Origin of the sequence: Xanthomonas hortorum pv. pelargonii (assembly GCF_024499015.1) — a bacterium.
Classification (GTDB): Bacteria; Pseudomonadota; Gammaproteobacteria; order Xanthomonadales; family Xanthomonadaceae; genus Xanthomonas; species Xanthomonas hortorum_B.
This window is the reverse complement of the sequence record NZ_CP098604.1, coordinates 2237546-2258107: the sequence shown is the minus strand read 5'-3', so window position 1 is coordinate 2258107 and position 20562 is coordinate 2237546. Positions and strand designations below refer to the sequence as shown.

The 20562-nt window shown below is 62.9% G+C and carries 14 protein-coding genes; 6 read left to right on the top strand and 8 right to left on the bottom strand.

From position 1 onward, the window contains the following. Positions 1-26: 26 nt before the first annotated feature. Together NDY25_RS09955 and NDY25_RS09950 are read right to left on the bottom strand one after the other, a co-directional pair. On the bottom strand, positions 27-1514 hold the full coding sequence (locus tag NDY25_RS09955) for an MFS transporter (RefSeq protein ID WP_168957570.1): 1488 nt from the start codon (positions 1512-1514) through the stop codon (positions 27-29). Between the two features lie 143 nt (positions 1515-1657). Continuing rightward, the gene (locus tag NDY25_RS09950; RefSeq protein WP_168957569.1) at positions 1658-4597 is read right to left on the bottom strand and encodes a TonB-dependent receptor; all 2940 of its coding nucleotides are present in this window, start codon (positions 4595-4597) and stop codon (positions 1658-1660) included. A gap of 462 nt (positions 4598-5059) precedes the next feature. On the opposite strand from NDY25_RS09950, the gene NDY25_RS09945 reads away from it, so the two are divergent. The 6 genes from NDY25_RS09945 (at position 5060) to NDY25_RS09920 (ending at position 14076) form a co-directional block, all read left to right on the top strand. After that, on the top strand, positions 5060-6385 hold the full coding sequence (locus NDY25_RS09945; RefSeq protein ID WP_168957568.1) for an MFS transporter: 1326 nt from the start codon (positions 5060-5062) through the stop codon (positions 6383-6385). Between the two features lie 10 nt (positions 6386-6395). Continuing rightward, the gene (locus NDY25_RS09940) at positions 6396-7385 is read left to right on the top strand and encodes an endo-1,4-beta-xylanase (RefSeq protein WP_168957567.1); all 990 of its coding nucleotides are present in this window, start codon (positions 6396-6398) and stop codon (positions 7383-7385) included. A gap of 30 nt (positions 7386-7415) precedes the next feature. Beyond that, complete coding sequence (uxaC, locus tag NDY25_RS09935; RefSeq protein ID WP_256627913.1) at positions 7416-8852, top strand: glucuronate isomerase; 1437 nt, start codon at positions 7416-7418, stop codon at positions 8850-8852. 232 nt (positions 8853-9084) lie between these two features. Beyond that, positions 9085-11727 (top strand): beta-galactosidase GalB, encoded by a 2643-nt coding sequence (galB, locus tag NDY25_RS09930; protein WP_233366353.1) that lies wholly within the window; start codon positions 9085-9087, stop codon positions 11725-11727. Positions 11728-11843: 116 nt separating this feature from the next. Then, entirely contained in the window at positions 11844-12962 is a 1119-nt protein-coding gene (locus tag NDY25_RS09925; RefSeq protein ID WP_425510795.1) for an endo-1,4-beta-xylanase, read from the top strand. A 76-nt stretch (positions 12963-13038) separates the two neighbouring features. Continuing rightward, positions 13039-14076 carry an SMP-30/gluconolactonase/LRE family protein gene (locus NDY25_RS09920; RefSeq protein WP_168957564.1) on the top strand — a complete coding sequence of 346 codons (1038 nt, stop codon included), beginning with the start codon at positions 13039-13041 and terminating at the stop codon, positions 14074-14076. Between the two features lie 361 nt (positions 14077-14437). Here the strand turns inward: NDY25_RS09920 and NDY25_RS09915 are convergent, their stop codons facing one another. From NDY25_RS09915 to NDY25_RS09890, 6 genes are all read right to left on the bottom strand, one after another. Next, a complete protein-coding gene (locus NDY25_RS09915) occupies positions 14438-15142 on the bottom strand; it encodes a DUF3800 domain-containing protein (protein WP_256627912.1) in 705 nt (234 codons plus the stop codon). Positions 15143-15294: 152 nt separating this feature from the next. After that, positions 15295-16329 carry a Kelch repeat-containing protein gene (locus NDY25_RS09910; protein ID WP_168957562.1) on the bottom strand — a complete coding sequence of 345 codons (1035 nt, stop codon included), beginning with the start codon at positions 16327-16329 and terminating at the stop codon, positions 15295-15297. A gap of 275 nt (positions 16330-16604) precedes the next feature. Next, complete coding sequence (locus tag NDY25_RS09905) at positions 16605-18227, bottom strand: L-lactate permease (RefSeq protein ID WP_168957561.1); 1623 nt, start codon at positions 18225-18227, stop codon at positions 16605-16607. Positions 18228-18265: 38 nt separating this feature from the next. Continuing rightward, positions 18266-19270: a 2-hydroxyacid dehydrogenase gene (locus tag NDY25_RS09900; protein WP_168957560.1), complete on the bottom strand. Its 1005-nt coding sequence runs from the start codon at positions 19268-19270 to the stop codon at positions 18266-18268. Positions 19271-19505: 235 nt separating this feature from the next. Next, positions 19506-19664 (bottom strand): DUF2256 domain-containing protein, encoded by a 159-nt coding sequence (locus NDY25_RS09895; RefSeq protein WP_074056361.1) that lies wholly within the window; start codon positions 19662-19664, stop codon positions 19506-19508. Positions 19665-19886: 222 nt separating this feature from the next. Continuing rightward, positions 19887-20087 (bottom strand): SymE family type I addiction module toxin, encoded by a 201-nt coding sequence (locus NDY25_RS09890; protein WP_168957559.1) that lies wholly within the window; start codon positions 20085-20087, stop codon positions 19887-19889. Positions 20088-20562: the final 475 nt, after the last annotated feature.

Sequence of the window (20562 nt, the reverse complement as noted above, 5' to 3'; positions counted from 1 at the left end):
CTGTGCATGAAGTGGGAGGGAGGGCGTCAGCTGGTGGCGAGCGGTGCGCTGCGTCGGCGTACGCCCAGGTCGTGCTCGATGCGGGTTTCCAGCACCTTGTCGATCTCGTACAGCGCCAGCAGTGCGGTGCCGAGCAGGAACGGAATGGACGCATACACGCTGATGGCCAGGCGAATGCCGCTCGTCACTGCATCGCTTTGCAGCGGCAGCGCTGCGTTGTAGCCATAGAACGCCAGGATGCCGGCGACCAGTGCGCCGCCGACGCTCAGGCCGATCTTCAGCCCGCACAACATCGCCGAGAAAATGATGGCGGTGGCGCGGCGGTGGTTCTTCCACTCCGAGTAATCGGCCACATCGGCGATCATCGCCCACAGCAGCGGGATGGTGATGCCGTAGAAGAAGCCGTGCAGCACGTAGGAGGCGAACACCCAGCCGATCGCATCCGGCGGGTACACGTAGAACGCCAGCAGAAACACAGTGGAGATCAGCAGCGCGCCGCCGAATACGTTGCGCTTGCCGTAGCGGTCGGCCAGCCGCTTTGAAAAGCCGATACCCACGATCATCGCCAGAATGCCGCCGGCACTGAACACGCTGAACGCCGAGGTCGGCGCATCCTGCGGCCACTGCAGTGCGCTCATGCCGGCACCGGTCAACACGCTGTTGATGCCGCCGATAAAGCGGTTGAAGCCCGCGTGATCGAGAAACAGCGTCAATGCGTTCGCATCGAGGTAGTAATTGAAGTAGTAGATGTACATCCCGCCCTTCATGGCGAGATTGATGAAGACCAGGATGGTCAGCGCCAGCATCACCAGCCAGGGCTTGTTGCGCACCAGATCGGTGAGGTCCTGGCGCACGCTGGTACGCTGTTCGCTGATCGGCAGCACGCGCTCGCGCGTGGTGAAAAAGGTGATCAGAAAGCACAGTGTGCCGACGGCGGCGAACAGCGCCATGGTGTTGCGAAAGCCCTGCGCCTTGTCGCCGTTGCCCAGAATCAGCACCAGCGGCAGCAGCAGCACCTGGATGATGAACTGTGCAAACGTCACCGCCAGAAAGCGATACGCCGACAGACTGTTGCGCTGCTCCATGCTGCCGGTGAGCACGCCACTCAATGCCGAATACGGCAGGTTGTTGGCCACGTACACCAGCATCAACAAGGTATAGGTGGCGAAGGCGTAGGCGATCTTGCCCTGCTCGCCGAGTGCGGGCGTGTTGAATGCTGCCAGCGACAACGCACCGAACGGCAGTGCGGTCCACAAGATCCACGGGCGGAACTTGCCCCAGCGCGTGCGGGTGCGATCGGCCAGGATGCCGATGATGGGGGTGAACACGAAGGCGCCGAGCATGCCCACGACAAAGATCAACGTGGCCGCCGCGCTCGCCGGGATGCGGAACACATCGGTGTAGAAGAACGCCAGAAAAGTGACCAGCGTCTGGAAGATCAGATTGGCCGCCAGGTCGCCCAAGCTGTAGCCGATCTTTTCGCGCACGGAGAGCTGTTGTGACCGATCGTTCATGAGGTGGGGCGGGGCTCAAGGAGTGCTGCGGAAAACGCCGCGGTGCGCGCTGTTTCGCCGGTCGCGATGGGGATGGTCGCGACGGCGAAGACAGCACTAGGAGTGGCTAACAAAACGTAACGCAGTAGTGTTGACAGCCGCTCCTAGAAGGTACCGCGAATGCCGAGCATGACCGTGCGCCCGGGCTCGTACAGATCGTAGGTGGCGTTGGGCCAGGCGTAGGTGGTGCGCAGCGGCTCGTCGGTGAGGTTGGTGACGTTGAGGGTGATCTGCGGCTTGGACGGCAACGATTCCAGCGTGTAGCTGGCCGACAGATCCAGCTGGCCGCGCGCGTCGGCGTTGAGGCGCGCGTAGGGGATGCCGTTCTGGTTGGCGCCCGAGATCACCATGTCGTCGTTCCAGGTATAGGACAGGCGCACCGAGGCGGCGTCTTTTTCCCAGTACACGGTGCCGTTCCACAGGTTCGGTGCAACACCGACCGCCACTGCCGGGATGCCTTCGCCTTCCGAGGATTGGGTAACGTGCGTGTAGTTCACGCTGAAGCCCATGCCGTCGACGAGTTTGTCCAATGGCTGCACCCAGATCGCCTCGGTGCCGCGGATGTTGAGCACGCCATCGGCGTTGACCTGGGTCTGCACGTCCACCGTGGCGGCATTGGGGCCACCGCGCTGGTCCAGGCCGGCTTGCTGGATCGGCAGCAGGCTCTCGTACGGCACGCCCAGGTCGTTGAACGGAATGCGCCGCACGCCGTTGACGGTGAAGCCGCTGATGCGCTTGTTGAACAGCGTCAGGCCCACATAGCCCTCGCCGCCGGTGTACCACTCGCCGCCGAAGTCCACGTTGGTGGACAGGTACGGTGCCAGGTTGGGATTGCCCTGGGTTGCGGTCTGCGCGGAGGGGTCGCTGAAGTTGGTGTTGGGCAGCATCGCGCTGGGGTCGGGCCGGGTGAGCGTGCGCGAGCTGGACAGGCGCAGCACCACGTTGTCGGCCACATCCCAGGCGGCGTTGAATGAGGGCAGGGTTTCCTTGTAATCCGAATCCAGTACCTGGATGCGGCGGATGCCGTTGATGGTGACCGGGCCGGTGATGGTCTGGTCGGTGGTCACATAGCGCACGCCGGCATTGAAGCGCAGCGTGCGGTTCCACACTTCGGTTTCTGCGTTGGTTTCGATATAGAAACCCCAGTTCTTTTCGCGGATGCCGCCGGCCGAGGCGCCGGTGTTGGCGGAGTTGGTTTCCGGTGCGGAATCGCGCAGCGCGTAATAGTTGGTGTCGCCCAGGAAGCGGTTGAAATCGGCGGTGATAAAGCCGTCCGGACCGGGCCGCAGATAGCCGGCCAGGGCCGCATTCGGCACCGCCGAGCCAGGGCCGCCGTTACACACGTTGCCGCCACCGCCGCGGCAGACCACCTGCTCCCAGGCGATGCTGTTGTCGAAGCCGCGAATGGTGCGCTCGGCCTGGTCGTAGGCGGCGCCGACCTTGATGTTGCGCTTGTCCTCGCCGAACTGCAGATCGGCGCGGCCGCCACGTGTTTCGGTAACACGTTTTTCGTTCTGGATATTGACCCGGCCACCATTCCAGCCCCAGCCCAGGTTGGGGTCGTTGAGATCGAGCGGGCTGGTGATCGAGGGGCGGTCGCCGCCTTCGTTGCGGTAGTCGACGGTGGTGAACGGCGAGGTCACCAGGATGCTGGGCGACTCACGATCCAGCCAGCTGCGCGTGGCATTGGCCTGCACGTTGAGCTTGATGTCCTGCTCGGCGCCGAACAACAGTTCCGTGCCCGGGTTGACGCTCCAGAACTTGACCTCTTCGCGATACGGGCGCGCTTCCAGAAAGTACTGCGCGTTGGCAAACGTGGCGCTGGTCACCACGTTGTTCTGGTCCAGCTGCATGCCGAGCGGGATCATGTTGCCGTTGCGGCCGATCAGATTCATGCTGATCCGTTCGGTGGTGCGCTTGGCCTCGGAATACAGCGTGTCCAGATAGAAATGCATGCTGTCGGACGGGCGCCATTCCAGCGACATCACCGAGGCATCGCGGTCGCGGTCGCCATTCATGTAGACGCTGCGGCCCAGGCGCGGAATCAACGCGTCGCTGATCTGGTCGATGCTCAAGCCCGGGTTGCGTGCCAGCAACCACGCCGCATCGATGGTCTCGCCGGTGGTGAGGCCACTGCCGGCGGTGGCCGGAACGCGATCGGGAATGCGCCAGTTGCCGCCGCCGTTGACGTTGCAGGCGGCCGGTTGATTGGTGGCCGGCGTGCCCGCAGGCGGGGTGAGACCGCATTGGGTATAGGTGAGGCCAGGGTTGGTCCAGCCCACGCTTTCGAAGCCGCGCACGCCGAGTTTGCCGCGCACCGATGCAACGCCCAGCAATGCGCCGAAGGTGCCTTCCTCGTTGGTCCAGCTACCCATGAAGGCGCCGCGCGGGGTGGTCTTTTCGCTGGTGCTGTTCCAGTCGGCTTGCGCCTGATAGGTGAAGTGCACGCCGGGGCGATCGAACGGGCGTGCGCTGCGCATGTCCACCACGCCGGAGACGCCGCCTTCGAGCATGCTGGCGGTGGGCGTCTTGCTCACGGTGAGCTGGGTGAAGAACTCGGTGGGGAACAGGTTTAGATCGACTTCGCGGTTCTGATTCTGCGCGTTCAAGCCAATTGATGCGGTCGCAATGCTGGCGCCGTTGAGCGTGGTCTTGGTGAAGCTGGTGCCCAGGCCGCGGATGGCGATGTTGAGGCCTTCGCCATTGACGTCGCGCGAGAGTTGCACGCCGGGGATGCGGTTGAGCGACTCGGCGATGTTCATGTCCGGGAACTTGCCGATGTCCTCGGCAAACACGGTATCGGCAAAGCCCACCGAATCGCGCTTGGCATCGGTAGAAAACTGGATGCTGCGTCGGTAGCCGGAGACGGTGACGGTATCGAGCTGGGTTACCGCATCGCCGCTGGCGGTTGCGGCCGGTGGAGTTTGTGCGGTCGTTGCGCTGGCGGCATCGGTGGACTGAGCCAAGGCGGCCGTGCTGGCCATGCCCAGCAGGATGGACCCCAACGCGCAGGACAACGCGGTTTGTGCGTAGCTGTTCTTCACCGTAATCCCTTCCCTAACAGGTGAGCGGATGTCCCACGCATCGCCCCTGCGCAGGGAGTGCCGCTGCCGATGCGCGGCGCGACGATGATGCGATGGGGGAGACGGGCGATCAGTGGTGGCGGATGTTAGCGCTACCAAATTCAGAACAGCACGCTGCAGGGCAGCATAGATGTCGGGGCATAGCGGCAAATCTGGCGTTAGCGCTTATTGATACGGTCTTGAACGTCGGCGCAAAACTGGCGTGCTGCACTGCGCGATGGATTTTGCCGGACGGCGTGGTAATGGTAGCGCTATCACCCGTGGCGCAAGGCCACCTTTGTGCAGGTGCAGTGGTCGATGAATCGAATCGAAGAATACGGCAGCAATGCGCCGAACTGTCCCGGACATGCGGCAGCGCACTGCAGTGGTCTGCGAGATTGCCCATCGCACGCTGCGTTTAGCTGCGTTGCGGCGCTCAGGCGCATGAGCGAGTTGCCGCAGGCGGTTGCACCTGCCAGCACGCTGGCACGCCTGGGCCGCGTGCGCTGGCGCGTGTGCGCATTGCTGCTTGCGGTCACTACCATCAACTATGTCGACCGCCAGGTGCTCGGCGTGCTGGCGCCGTTTCTGCAGACGCAGATCGGCTGGAACGAAATCCAGTACGGCTACATCGTCACCGCGTTTCAGGCGGCGTATGCGCTGGGATTGCTGTGCAGCGGCGCGGTGATCGACCGCTTCGGTACGCGCATCGGCTATGCGCTGGCGATCGGCATCTGGAGCCTGGCGGCGATGGGGCATGCGCTGGCCACCACAGTGGTGGGCTTTGCGATTGCGCGCTTCTTTTTGGGGCTGGGCGAGTCCGGCAACTTCCCCGCCGCGCTCAAGACGGTGGCCGAATGGTTCCCGCGTCGCGAGCGCGCCCTGGCCACCGGCATCTTCAATTCCGGCTCCAATATCGGCGCCATCGTCGCGCCGTTGCTGGTGCCGCTGATCGCCACCGCCTGGGGTTGGCAGGCGGCATTTCTGTTCACCGGCGTGCTCAGCGCCACCTGGCTGGTGGTGTGGTGGCTGAGCTATCACCCGCCCGAGCAGCAACCGGGTTTGTCGTCTGCCGAGTTGGCGCATATCCGCAGCGATGCGCATGAGCCGGTGCAGCGGCGGCTGTCGTGGTTGCAGGTGCTGCGGCATCGTCAGGCATGGGCGTTTGTGCTGGGCAAGTTCATCACCGACCCGATCTGGTGGTTCTTCCTGTTCTGGCTGCCCAAGTTTCTGCATGCCGAATACGGCTTGAGTCTGTTGCAACTGGGCGCGCCATTGATCGTGATCTTCGTGCTTGCCGATATCGGCAGCATTGCCGGTGGCTGGGCCGCCGGACGCTTCATCGCGCGCGGGTGGAGCGTCAACCGTGCGCGCAAGACCGCGATGCTGATCTGCGCGATCTCGGTGGTGCCGATCGTGTTCGCCGCACGTGCGGATAATCTATGGGTGGCGGTCGCGTTGATCGGTTTGGCCACCGCCGCGCATCAGGGCTGGTCGGCCAACCTGTTTACGCTGCCGTCGGACATGTTTCCGCGCCATGCGGTCGCCACGGTGGTCGGTATCGGTGGCTTTGCCGGCGCAGTGGGCGGCATGCTGATCGCTACTTTCATCGGTTTTCTGTTGCAGGCCACCGGCAGCTACGTGCCGGTGTTCTTGATGGCGGGCTCGGCCTACCTGCTGGCGTTGACGGTCGTGCACACGCTGGCGCCGCGCCTGGATCCAGCGCAGCTACCGGCCGATGCTGCCGTTGCATCTTCCCCTTCGTCCTGAGGTGATCGCCATGCGTACGCGGGTCGTTTTCTCCAGTCTGCTGCTCGCAGCCAGCCTCGCAACATCTGCATCTGCTGCGCCATTGGCATCGGGTGCGTCCAAGTTCTTGGGCAGCGCCTACAGCCCGCAACAGGCGGCAGGGTTCGCGCAGTACTGGAACAAGCTCACGCCGGAAAACAGCGGCAAGTGGGGCAGTGTGGAAGCGGTGCGCGACCAGATGGACTGGACCGGGCTGGATACTGCCTACAAGCTGGCCAAGACCAACGGCATGCCGTTCCAGATGCATGTGATGGTGTGGGGCAATCAGCAGCCGGAGTGGATCGAGACCTTGCCGCCGGCCGAGCAACGCCGCGAGATCGAGCAGTGGTTTGCCGCAGTGGCGCAGCGCTATCCGGAGATCGATCTGCTGGAAGTGGTCAACGAGCCGCTCAACGACCCGCCCAGCAAAAACGACACCGGCGGCGGCAATTACCTGCAGGCGCTGGGCGGCAACGGCGCCAGCGGTTGGGAGTGGGTGCCGCAATCGTTTCGGCTTGCGCGCCAGCATTTTCCGCGTGCGCGGCTGATGATCAACGACTACAGCATCACCAACAACCCGCAGGCCACGCAGAAGTATCTGCAGATCGTGCAGCTGCTGCAGCGCGAGCAGTTGGTGGATGCCATCGGCGTGCAGGAGCATGCCTTCGAAACCACTCCGAATGTGGCGATGTCGGTGCATCGCGCCAATCTCGATGCATTGGCCGCAACCGGCTTGCCGATCTACATCACCGAGTTCGATCTGGACGGCCCAAGCGATGCGCAGCAACTGGCCGACTACCAACGCGTGTTTCCGGTGTTTTGGGAACACCCGGCGGTGCGCGGCATCACGCTGTGGGGCTTTCGCCCCGGGCTGTGGCGCGACAAGGAAGCGGCCTATCTGATTCGCGCCGATGGCAGCGAGCGGCCGGCGCTGACCTGGCTGCGTAGTTACGTGGCCGCACATCGCAACGCCACGCCGTGAGCGTTGCGCCACTCACCTTTCGTTTGTTTGTTGACTGACTTATGCCCACGCCCACCCACACCACTGACCCTGCACGACGACCGCCTGTTTCCGGCCGACCACGGCACGCGCGCGATTGCGCGCCGCCTGTATGCGCAGATCGCCGCGCTGCCGATCATCAGCCCGCACGGCCATACCGACCCGGCGTGGTTTTCCACCGATGCGCCGTTCGCCAACGCCACCGAGTTGTTGTTGGTACCGGACCACTATGTGTTCCGCATGCTCTACAGCCAGGGCATCGCGTTGGATGCCTTGGGCATCCCGCGTGCGGATGGATCGCGTGCAGCGGTAGATCCACGCGCGGCGTGGCGTGTGTTCGCCGAGCACTACACGCTGTTGCGGGGCACGCCATCTGCGTTGTGGCTCAATCACGTGCTCCACGATGTGTTCGATCTGCGTGTCCGGCTGGATGCAGGCACTGCCGATCATTATTACGATCACATCACCGCCGCTTTGCAGACCGCCGCATTTCGTCCGCGTGCGTTGTTCGAGCGCTTCAATATCGAGGTGATCGCCACCACCGAATCGCCGCTGGACACGCTGCAACATCACGCCAGCATTCGCGACAGCGGTTGGAAGGGACGCGTGCTCACCGCGTATCGCCCGGACCCGGTGGTCGACCCCGAACACGAGCAGTTTGCCGGCGCGCTACAGCAGTTCGGCGCGCTCACCGGCGAGGACGTGTTGACCTGGCAAGGCTATCTGCGTGCGCATCGGCAACGCCGTGCGTTCTTCGCCGCGCACGGCGCAACCTCGACCGATCACGGCCACCCCAGTGCAGCCACCGCCGATCTGTCGCCGGCCGAAGCGCAACGCTTGTTCGACACTGTGATGCGCGGTGCAGCGACGCCCGCGCAGGCCGAGCTGTTCCGCGCGCAGGTGCTGACCGAGATGGCGGCGATGAGCCTGGACGACGGCCTGGTGATGCAATTGCATCCGGGCTGTTTTCGCAATCACAACCGGCAGCTGTTTCAGACCTTCGGGCGCGACAAGGGCGCCGATATTCCGATGCGCACCGACTACGTGCACGCGCTCAAACCGCTGCTGGATCGCTTCGGTAACGACCCGCGTCTGCGCCTGATCGTGTTCACGCTGGACGAAACCAGCTACAGCCGCGAACTTGCACCGTTGGCCGGGCATTATCCCTCGCTGCTGCTCGGGCCGGCGTGGTGGTTCCATGACGCGCCGGAGGGCATGTGGCGCTTCCGCGAGCAGACCCTGGCCAGCGCCGGCTTCTACAACACCGTGGGCTTCAACGACGACACCCGCGCCTTCCTGTCGATTCCTGCACGGCACGATGTGGCGCGGCGTGTGGACAGCGCGTTTCTCGCCAAGCTCGTTGCCGAGCATCGGCTGGACGAGGATGAAGCGGCCGAGGTCGCGATCGATCTGGCGTATCGCTTGCCGAAGCAGGCCTACAAGTTGTGAGGGTGAGTGGCGCGCAGTGTAGCGATGCCTTCCCACGTGCGTGTGGAGTCTTTACACCGAGCGCATGCGTCTGGTCGGATGGAGTAGCGACATGATGCGCGTAGAGATGTGGTGCGCGCTGAAGCGTCGTATTGCCGAACGCAGCGTGCGTCTTGCACAGCTCGTGTTCGTCTGCCTCTGCGCCACGCTTCCTGTGTTGCCCGCACTGGCGGCACCACCGGCGCCAACCGAGATGCCACGCGAGCGTGTCTCGCTCAACGCGCAATGGCGCTTCCAACGCGGCGATCCCCCTGGCAATCGCGAAACCCTCGACTACGATGTGCGTCCGCAAGTGGTGCGTAGCGAAGACGGCAAGGTGGCCGATGCGCAACCCGAGCAGGCGCAGCACATTGATGCCGCCGCAACACGCGTGCTCAAGCCGTGGATCCTGCCTACAGCCAATAACCTGATTGCAGATCCCGCGAAACGACACAAACGCCCGCCCGGCAATCCCGGCGGCACCGTTGCTTTCGTGCAGCCGCAGTTCGACGACAGCGGTTGGGAGCCGGTGGACCTGCCGCACGATTGGGCGATTGCCGGGCCGTTTCTAGCCGATGGCCCTTACGGCGGCATGGGGCGCTTGCCTAGCTGGGACATCGGTTGGTATCGCAAGAATCTGGACATTCCGGCCAGCGATCGCGGCCGCTCGTTGTTTCTCGATCTCGATGGCGCAATGTCATATGCCACGGTCTGGCTCAACGGCACGCTGGTCGGCGGTTGGCCGTATGGCTACAGCTCCTGGCGCGTGGACCTGAGCCCGTACGTGGTGGTTGGTGCACGCAACCAGCTGGCGATTCGTCTGGACAACCCGCCCGACTCGGCACGCTGGTATCCGGGCGGCGGGCTGTATCGCAATGTGTGGTTAACCAAAGCTGCTCCGTTGCATATCGCGCAATGGGGCACGCAGCTGACCACGCCGCAGGTGTCGGTGCAGACTGCGCAGGTGCAGCTGGCGATCACGCTGGAGAATGCCGCCCGCAGCGCTGTGCAAGCGCAAGTCAGTACCGCGATCTATGTGCTCGATGATGTGCGTGGCACGCGCAGTGGTGAGCCTGTTGCATGCATTGCGCCTGTGCAGGTTGCGGTTCCCGCAACTGGTAGCGCCCGCGTGCAAGGCAATACGCAGATCGACCACCCACGTCTGTGGGGCCCGCCACCGACACAGCGACCGCATCGCTATGTCGCCGTGACCGAAGTCAGCCAGAACGGGCGCGTGGTGGATCGCTATGACACACCGTTCGGCATCCGCAGCATCGTGTTCGATGCCGGGAAGGGGCTGTTGGTCAACGGCGAACATGTGCCGATTCGCGGCGTGAACAATCATCACGATCTCGGTGCGCTGGGTGCGGCGTTCAACGTGCGCGCCGCCGAGCGGCAACTGCAGTTGCTGCAGCAGATGGGTGCCAACGCCATCCGCATGAGCCACAACCCGCCCGCGCCGGAATTATTGGAGCTGACCGACCGCATGGGCCTGCTGGTGGTGGACGAGGTCTTCGACAGTTGGGAGATGAAGAAGACCCCGCTGGATTTCCACCTGGTGTTCCCGCAGTGGCACGAGCCGGACTTGCGCGCGATGCTGCGGCGCGACCGCAATCATCCCTCGGTGATGCTGTGGAGCGTGGGCAACGAAGTTGGCGAGCAATACACCGGCGAGCAGGGCGCCGCGATCGCACGCACGCTGCATGCCATCGTGCACGACGAAGACCCCACTCGCCCGGCTACTGTGGCGATGAACTACGCCTCGCCCGAGATGCCGTTGCCCGCTGCGCTGGATGTCATCAGCCTCAACTATCAGGGCGAAGGCATTCGCGATACGCCGGAGTTCGCAGGCACCGAGCGTATCCGTAAACAGCCGCAGTATCCGGCGTTTCATAGCAAGTTTCCGCACAAAGCGATTTTCAGTAGCGAGACCGCATCGGCCTTGAGCAGCCGTGGCGTGTATCTGTTTCCAGTGACGCCGGATAACAGCGCACCGGTGCGCGATGGGCGCGGCGGCGACTCGGTCGCGCATCAGGTCAGCGCTTACGAATTGCATGCGGTGGATTTCGGTTCCAGCGCCGACAAGGTCTTCGCTGCACAGGACCGGCATCCATATGTCGCGGGCGAGTTTGTCTGGACCGGCTTCGATTATCTGGGCGAACCCACGCCGTACTACAGCTCGCGCAGTTCCTATTCGGGCATCTTCGATCTGGCCGGTTTTCCTAAGGATCGCTACTGGCTGTATCAATCGCGCTGGCGCCCTGACCTGCCGATGGCGCATCTGTTGCCGCACTGGACCTGGCCCGGTCGCGAGGGGCAGGTCACGCCGGTGCATGTGTTCACCTCTGGCGATGAGGCCGAGTTGTTCGTCAATGGCGTGTCGCAGGGGCGCAAGCGCAAGACGCCCCTGCAGTATCGGTTGCGCTGGGATCAGGTGGTCTACCAACCAAGTGAGCTGCGGGTACAGGCCTACAAGGATGGCAAGCCCTGGGCGAGCGATCGTGTGCAGACCGCCGGCCGCGCCGCGCGCATGCAGATCACGCCCGACCGCAGCACCATCCGTGCCGATGGGCAGGACCTGAGTTTCATCACCGTGCGTCTGCTCGATCGCGCCGGCCGTCCTGCACCAACCGCCGGCGATCGTCTGCGTTTCCGCATCGAAGGCCCAGGCGAGTTGGTTGCCACCGACAACGGCGATCCGACCAATCTGGAATCATTCGTTTCGCAGCAACGCAACGCCTTCAACGGGCTATGTCTGGCCATCGTGCGCGCCAAGGCCGGCGCACGCGGCACCATCACGGTCCATGTCGAGTCCGACACCTTGCAAGCGGGCAGTGCGCAGGTGGTGGTGGAGTGATGGGGCTATCGATGACGCAGTGCATGCAGTACCTCAATAGGAACCCAGCGATGCAGTACAACCCCAAGGGTCCAGCAACGCGCTTGCGTTTCGGTTTGGCCCTCATCGGCGCCCTCATGGCGCTGCCGGCAATTGCCGTCTGCGATACCCGCAGCACCTCGCTCAAGCACGCCTACGCAGACGGCTTCCTGATCGGCACGGCCGTCAATACCGACATCGTCTCCGGCAAGGACGCCGTCTCTGCCGCGCTGGTCGCCTGCCACTTCAACGCCATCACCGCCGAGAACGTGATGAAGGCCGAGGTGGTCGCGCCGCGGCCCGGCGTGTTCGACTTCAGTGCTGCCGATGCCTTCGTTGCCTACGGACGCAGCCGTGACATGTTTGTGATCGGCCATACGCTGGTCTGGCACAACCAGACGCCGGACTGGTTCTTCGTCGATGCGCAGGGCAACCCCAACACCGCAGACGCGCAGCTGGAACGCATGCGCGCGCACATCGAACGCGTGGCAGGGCGCTACGCGGGCAAAGTGCAGGCCTGGGATGTGGTCAACGAGATCATCGACGAAGACGGCAGTTACCGCGCTACCAACTGGGTGCAGCGCGTGGGCGATGGCGACACCGTAGTGCGCAATGCCTTCACCTTCGCGCAGCGTTATGCACCCGATGCGCAGCTGTATTACAACGACTTCAATGCCTGGCGGCCGGCCAAGCGCGACGGCATCGTGCGCATGGTCAAGATGCTGCAGCACTCCGGTATCCGCATCGATGGCGTCGGCATGCAAGGACACTGGGGGCTCGACTATCCCAGCCTGCGCGATATCGAAGACGCCATCGACGCTTACGCCGCGCTCGGCATCAAGGTCATGATCACCGAGCTGGACATCGACGTGCTGCCGCTCACCAAGGAAGGCCAGGTTATCGGCACCGGGCTTGCGCACAAGCAGTTCCAGCTGCCGGAATTCAAGCGCTTTCTCGACCCCTATCGCGATGGCTTGCCACCCGAGGTGCAGGCGCAACTACGCGATCGCTATGCCGAACTGTTCGCGCTGTTCTGGCGCAAGCGCGACAAGCTCGCCCGCGTCAGTGTCTGGGGCGTTACCGACGGTATGTCATGGAAGAACGATTACCCCGTGCCAGGCCGTACCAACTACCCGTTGCTGTTCGATCGCAAGCATCAGCCCAAACCTGCATTGGATGCGGTGTTGGCGGTGCCGGCGGACTCAAGCGCGCGATAGGCAAGGTGCTAGCGCTCTAGATAACCTGCACAGCCATGATGGCATCATGGCCCGACTTCGATTACCGGACTTCCCGATGCGCTTGCCGCCCTATCTGTTGTTGGCTGTTCCGTTGCTGGCAGTCCTTGCTGCCTGCACCAGGAAAGACGCACCGCCGCCGCGCTTTCCTGTCATCGGGCAGCTGAAGACCTTCGATCGCAGCTTCAGCGATGTGATCGCAAGCGATGCGCGTATCGAAAAGCTCACCGAAGGCTTCACTTGGTCCGAGGGTCCCGCATGGGTGCGCAACGGTAGCTATCTGTTGTTCACCGATGTGCCGGAAAACAAGCTCTATCGTTGGTCCGAAGACGCAGGGCTATCGGTCTTTCTGTCGCCTTCCGGTTACAGCGGCCCGGAGCAGGCCACGTTGCGCGAGGCGGGCGCCAACGGCCTGTATGCCGAACCGGGCGGCACCGTGTTGTTGGCCGATTCCGGCACGCGCATCGTCGCCAGGCTCGACCCGGCCACGCGCAAGAAGACACCGCTCGCCACCCAGTTCGAAGGCCACCGCTTCAACAGCCCCAACGATCTGGTTCGCCGCAGCGACGGCGTGGTGTTCTTCACCGACCCGCCGTACGGCCTCAAGGGCATGAACGACTCGCCGGTCAAGGAACTGCGCTTCAACGGCGTCTACCGCCTGGACACCGACGGCAGCGTGCATCTGCTCGATGACAGCCTCAGCCTTCCCAATGGCATTGCGCTCTCGCCCGACGAGCGCACCTTGTACGTAGCCAATTCCGATCCGCAGCGCCCGATCTGGATGGCCTATGCGCTCGACGCAACCGGTGCGGTGACCGGCAAGCGCGTGTTCGCCGATGCCTCCGATCTGGTTGAAAAGGACGCCCCCGGCCTGCCCGACGGCATGGCGGTCTCCGCCGACGGCCACCTGTTCGCCACCGGCCCCGGCGGCGTCATCGTCTTCGCCCCCGACGGCCGCAGACTGGGCCGCATCGAAACCGGCGAACCGATCTCCAACTGCGCCTTCGGCAACGACGGCCACACGCTCTACATGACCTCGCACGCGATGCTGACGCGGGTGCGCGTCAAAGCACTTGGGTTGGAATTCACAAAGTAGCCTCCCGGGTGACAAATAGCTCAACCTCAAGCTGCCTCTACATGTGGAGCGCAGCACGCATCGAACGCAGTCCCGACATTTTGTGGATGCGATGTCCTGACCGACCCGGTTCTGTAGCCGGCGACCTTGAATTCTTCGGTGTACGACCCTAAACTCACGCTTAAGTGGACTGGGGGTTCCCGGTCGGCGTCATAGCCTCGGTGAGATCACCGGGGCTTTTCGCTTTCTGGCGGCGGGAAAATCTTCAGTCCCCAGCCCTCGTAATCGATGCCCAATTTGCGCCGGCCCTGTTTGCAGAAGAATTTTCGCTGCAGCACGTCGAATGCGCGATTTGGATGATCTGGACGAAGTACCGATAGGCCTATGGGGCGCGCAACGAGGTCTGCCAGCTGCAAGCCGGAAGAGTTGGCCTTTTGTCTGCGAATACAATCGTGAAGGGGAGTTGCCGGCCCCAGCGGTTCGCGTCATCGCAGATTCGCCTGAATTCAAGCTCCAGATCGCGGTCTTCTTTCTTGCCACGGCACTCAACCACCACATGCGTCGCAACATCGCCCTGTTTCTTTTCTTGCATCAGTTCAAAAAGCGTTTCAAGGCAAAAGGCGAGCGCCAGGTGATAAGGATTGTCTGCTGTCTGGGCTTTTTCCTTCAGCCGTGTCTTGTCGATGACACAGCTGATCAGGATGAAGTTATGTGACTCGATAATTCCCGTCAGTTCATCCAGAAAAATCGTTTTTTCCAACCGATCATTGAAGCGGAAATGTCCCTTTTCCTTGCGGATGTCATGCTCATGAAGAATGACCAAGTCATGCCCGAAATGCCTGAACTTGAACGACTCGATGGCAGGAACCACGCGTTGCGCGTAGTGACCTTTGTGGAAGACGCAAAAGGCCAGCACAAACACGGGATAGTTGGGATCTAACGTCTCCAGCCCGTGGTCGCCGCTTTCATCGACATAGACAATGTAGTTGCTGTACTGCGCGTTGGCCGTTGCCAGCGGCGGCGATGTCACTGGCTCGCTTTCCGCATGGACCAGTGGGAGCGAAAATTGCCCGGCAACGCGAGGCATTGCGGGGGTGCTTTATCCGATTTACGTTTCGGCTTTACCACTCCCTGGCGTTGCGCATTGAAGAACGAAGAAGCAGATTAGATCCTCATCTTCAGACACACAATGTTCAACAAGCTCCTTCGTCGCATGCCGTACGCAGGAGTCACCGCGACTTATGGCTTGCTGCGTTCATGCAGTACCAACACATCATACAACTCCGGCCCACCACCGCGATTACCGCTACCCGCAACGATGTAGAGATCGCCGCCTACCTCTGCGGCCTGGGTGCCATGGCGGCCTTGCGGCAACGCAGCCAGCGTCTTCCAGGTAGCGGTGGCCGGGTCGTAAGCCTCGACCTCTTCATGCGCCTTGACCTGGCGGGTACTCTCGCCGCCCATTACCAGCAGCTGGCCATCGCGTGCGATGGCGGCGGTACCTGCGCGTGGGGTCGGTAACGCAGCCGGGGCGACAGTCCAGGTGCCGCGTTCGATGTCGTAGATATCGACCTCGCTGATTGTCTGCGCCAGGGTGTTGCCACTTTCGTGCGCCGAGCGGCGTCCACCGGCCGCATACACCTTGCCATCGATCACCACCGCGTGGAAATGATCGCGCGCATGTGGTGCATCGGCCAGTTGCGTCCATTGCTGCGTTTTCATATCGAACGCATCCAGCCATGGCACATAACCGCTCATATGGCCGCGCGTATTGCCGCCGACCAGGTACAGCACGCCATCGTGTTCCACCGTTCCGGCAGCGCCGCGGCGACGATGCTGCGGGATCTCCGCGCCCACCTGCCAGCGATCGGTGGCAGGATCGTAGATCAACAGGTGGGTCAGCGCGGCTTCCTCCGGATAGTCGCCGGTCAGGCCGCCGACGAAGTAGAGTTTTCCGGACGACACCACTGCCTGCGCGTGGCTCACTGCCAGCGGTGGCGGGCTGCCTTTGGACCAGCGGTGCGTTTTGGTATCGAAGATGTCCAAGGGCCGATCATCGCGCCCACCGATCAGGTACAGACGGTCGCCGATGGCGACCAGGCTGTTCTCGTGACGCGCATGCGGCTTGCCTTCGCCAGAAACATTCTTCCACTGCGCAGCAGCTTGCGTCGCCGGTACTCCAGGCGCATGCACCGCAGTCTGGGCAAACGCAGGCACGCATGCGGATGCAAGCAACAGAACAGCTACGCGGAAGGCGTTCGCTGACGGTGTCATGGAAGGTCGCTCTCTGAGTGCGAAGTGCAGTGAGTGTATCGGTATCGCGATGAGGCAGCCGGCGAGGGCCGTGCAGGACTTCTCAAGCAAAAAATGCTGGGCGCATGCCATGGCGGACTCAACAAATACGCGTGCTTGATCGCTCGGCGACGGCGACGGCGACGGCGACGGCAGGCAGAGCATGGCATGCGCTTGAAGCAACCCACGCGTCGCGCTGAAAAGGAGCGTGCCGGTGCATTCGAAAAATCAATGCAGCCAGCACGCAGCTACTGCTTTCACTGCAACACCATCGACAACAGCCACGTGCACAGGCACACATACGCAAGCAGCCCAAGACTTGCGGCCAAGGTGGTGCGCATGATCGCCGACTCCTGACCCACCAACTTGACTGCAGCGGCGGCAATGGCGATCGATTGCGGCGAGACCAGTTTCGCCATCACACCGCCCGCGGTGTTGGCCGCCACCAGCAACGCGGCAGGCACGCCGATCTGCGCTGCCGTTACCGCCTGCAGATGCGCAAACAAGGTATTGCTGTTGACCACCGAGCCGGTGATGAACACCCCCATCCAGCCGATGACCGGCGACAACAGCGGAAACACGCCTCCCGCCTGTGCCAGGGCCAGTCCGATGGACGAGGACGCGCCGGAATAATTGGTGACATAAGCCACCGCCATCACCAGCGACACGGTGGCCAGCGGCTTCCACATCTCTTTCGCCGATTGGGCCAACTCGCCCGTTGCCGAGCGCAGGTTCAAGCGCGGCGACAGCAGCACTGTGAGCACCGCCGCGATCAGAATCGCCGTGCCGGAGGCGTTGAGCCAACCCACATTCCACACCGCAGGCAATGTACGCACGCTGGCGACCAATGGCGGTACTTCCTGCACGCGTTGATCGAGCAGGCCGATGCGCAGATGCAGCACCGTGGCGCCAAGCGCGCCGTCTGCGGCAAACAGCGCCTTGAAGGCGGGCAGGCTCCACACCAGGATCGCGCCGGTGAGGATGTAGAACGGCGACCATGCCAGCAGCACCTGCTTGAGCGTCCAGCGCTGGGTGGAGCACGGTGGTGCCTGCGCTTCGCGGTAGATGCGCTTGGGGCGCCAGAACCGCATGAAGAGTGCCAGCCCGCCCATGCCGGCCAGCGGCCCGAGGATGTCCACCAGTTCCGGCCCCAGCAGATACAAGGTGAGCGTCTGCACGCCACTGAACACCACACCGACAAACAGCAGCACCGGCCAGGTCTCGCGCACGCCACGCCACCCATCGAGCATCGCCACCAGCCCCGCAGGCACGAACAATGCGCAGACCTGCACCAGCGCTATGAGCATCAGCGACATCTCATCCAGGCGCACGCCACCCTGCTGCGCGCCGACCAGCACCGGGATGCCGATCGCACCGTAGGCACCCGCCGCACCGTTGGCCAGCAGGCACAACATCGCTGCCTTGAGCGGACGGAAGCCCAGCTCCACCAGCAGCGCCGCGCAGATGGCGATCGGCACGCCAAACCCCGCAGCGCCTTCCAGGAATCCGCCGAAGCAGAACGCGATGAGCAATACCTGGATGCGTTGGTCTTCGGACACCGTGGCGATGCTGCCGCGGATCACCTCGAACTTGCCGCTGCGGATCGCCAGCTTGTACAGCCACACCGCCATCAGCACGATAAAACCGATTGGGAAGATGCCATTGGCAATGCCCAACAGCGCAGCGCCAACGATGCTCGCCATCGGCATGCCGAACACCAGCGACGACACCGCCACCGAGACCAGCACCGCCAACGCAGCGGCGGTGAGCCCCTTGAGCCGCAGCACCGTCAGCGCCAGCAGGAAGAACAGCACCGGCAAGGCAGCCAGCAAGGCCGAGAGGTTGGCGTTACCGAGCGGGTCGTAGAGTTGTTGCCACATGGTTGGGCCTGCGCGGGTGGTGAGCGAAGAAGGTGACGCTATGGTGTTGGAACAAGGTTCGCGCACGCAGTGCCTGCAGCGAAATCAGCGAGGTTGCGCAGGGTGATTTCGGAGATCTCCTGCAACGCCTCGGCAGTGAAAAACCCCTGATGCCCGGTCACCAACACATTGGGAAAGGTCATCAGACGTTGAAACACATCGTCGTCGATGATCTCGCCGGAGCGGTCCTGAAAGAACAATGCGCTTTCCTGCTCGTACACGTCGATGGCAAGGTGGCCGAGCTGGCGGGACTTGAGTGCGCGGATCACCGCATCGGTATCCACCAGCCCACCGCGTGAGGTGTTGACCAGCATCGCACCGGGCTTCATCGCGGTCAGCGCTGCGTCATCGATCAGGTGTTGCGTCGCCGGCGTCAGCGGGCAGTGCAGCGAGACGATATCCGCGCGTGCGAGCAGCGTCTCCAGTTCGACCCGCTGCCCGAGCGTCTCGAAGCCAGGCGTGGGATAGGGATCGTAGCCAAGCACGCTGCACCCCATTCCCTGAAAAATACGTGCAGTCGCCAGCCCGATCTTGCCCAGCCCGACCAGGCCCACCGTCTTGCCGTGCAAGGTGCGGCCGAGCAGGCCATTGAGCATGAAGTTGCCCTCGCGCACGCGGTTGTAGGCACGGTGCGTCTGGCGGTTGAGCGTCATGACCAGCGCCAGGGTGTGCTCGGCCACTGCCTCGGGCGAATACGCCGGCACGCGTGCGACGAAGAAATCCAGGGCCTTGGCCGCGGCGAGATCCACATTGTTGAAGCCGGCGCAGCGCAGCAGCACCGCGCGGACACCGATCGCGTGCAATTCCTGTAGCACGGGCGCATCGAGCTGATCGTTGACGAACACGCACACCACCTCGCAACCCTGCGCCAACGCTGCTGTCTGCAGATCGAGCGATGCTTCGAAGTAAACGAACTCGACTGCAGCGTTCTCACTCAGGCGCAGTTTCGCCTCTTCGAGAAATCGTTTGTCGTAAGGGCGCGTGCTGAAGACAGCCATTTTCATGCAGAGAACTCCATAGGTGCGAGAACACGGTAGCTCACCAGCCGCCACGCGTCTTGCACCGCGTTTCGCCAACCAGTGCGAACACGGTTAGCGCAAGCGGCTGCATGGAAGTCAGCCTGATACTGAGCTTCGCCTCTGCATATCGAGTTTCAACACTATGCGAATGCACATCTGCGAACCGGCTTGGTCGTGGGGTCGCGTGTGCTGTTGATCGGCGATCAACACACTGCGCTGGTCATGGAGCCGGACGCGTCCGCTTGCTCTCGCCACGGCAACGGTCGGAACAGTACTTCACCTCGTCCCACACGCGCTCCCACTTCTTGCGCCAGCGAAACGGCCGCCCGCAGTGCATGCAGGGTTTCTCCGGCAACTCGTGTTTCTTGCGCATGGCCATGCGGATTTCAGACCTGACGGAACATGGGTGGGAGCAAGGGTGAGCCAAGCATGGCATGTTGAGCGTCGTGGCGTAGCTGTCTTCGCAGCTGCGGAGGTCTCAGGCAGCTCGGATAACACGCAATGTCTCTTCTGCTGTTCGCGCCGGAGCAGGCAGTTTCCCTTCTCCCTTGCACGGGAGAAGGGGGCAAAGCGCCGCATTAGCGCGCGCGCTTAAAGCATGTCACCTTCGGCGTGGTCTTACCGCAGGAACAGCGGGCGCCACGCGGTTGATCAACAACACACCACGCCCCACCGTTACCCGCAGCGCATCGCCGACAGCAAAACCGCATTGCTCCAACCAACGCCCGGACAGCCGCAGCTTGGGCACCGCGCAGCCAACCACATCTTCGGCACGCCGCACGTTGTAGTGCTGGCGGCTCATGGTGACCTGCTCTGGGATACGGAAGTACGGTTTGCGTAAGGGCGGCGTAGGCGCAAGCGATGGATCGATCGATGTCTCATTGCTGCTAGTGGTGACGACTGCACGCTGCTTCGACGTTGTGCGCGCAACGGAGGAGCGTTTGGCGGGCGATACAGAGCTTGCACGGGCTGTTGCTTTGGGACGGGTCATATCGAACTCCTTGTGCGATAGGAAGTCCGTTACCTCGCTGCTAAACGAGGGTGGCGGACGATGCGCGGTTAGCAGACCGGTCACAAGGAACCGGCAGACCTTGCGGTCTCCGCGCACCGCCCGCCGTAAAGCGAGCACGCTTGCCCATACGATGAATCGAGCAAAAGAAAAGCGCCGACATCGTGCAATGGGCGCTGGTGCGCCTTGTGATTGCGGGCTGCTAAACCCGGCTGCGGAATGTGCCGCAGCAAAGAGATCTTGCTACTCGCCAATGGATCGAGTCAAT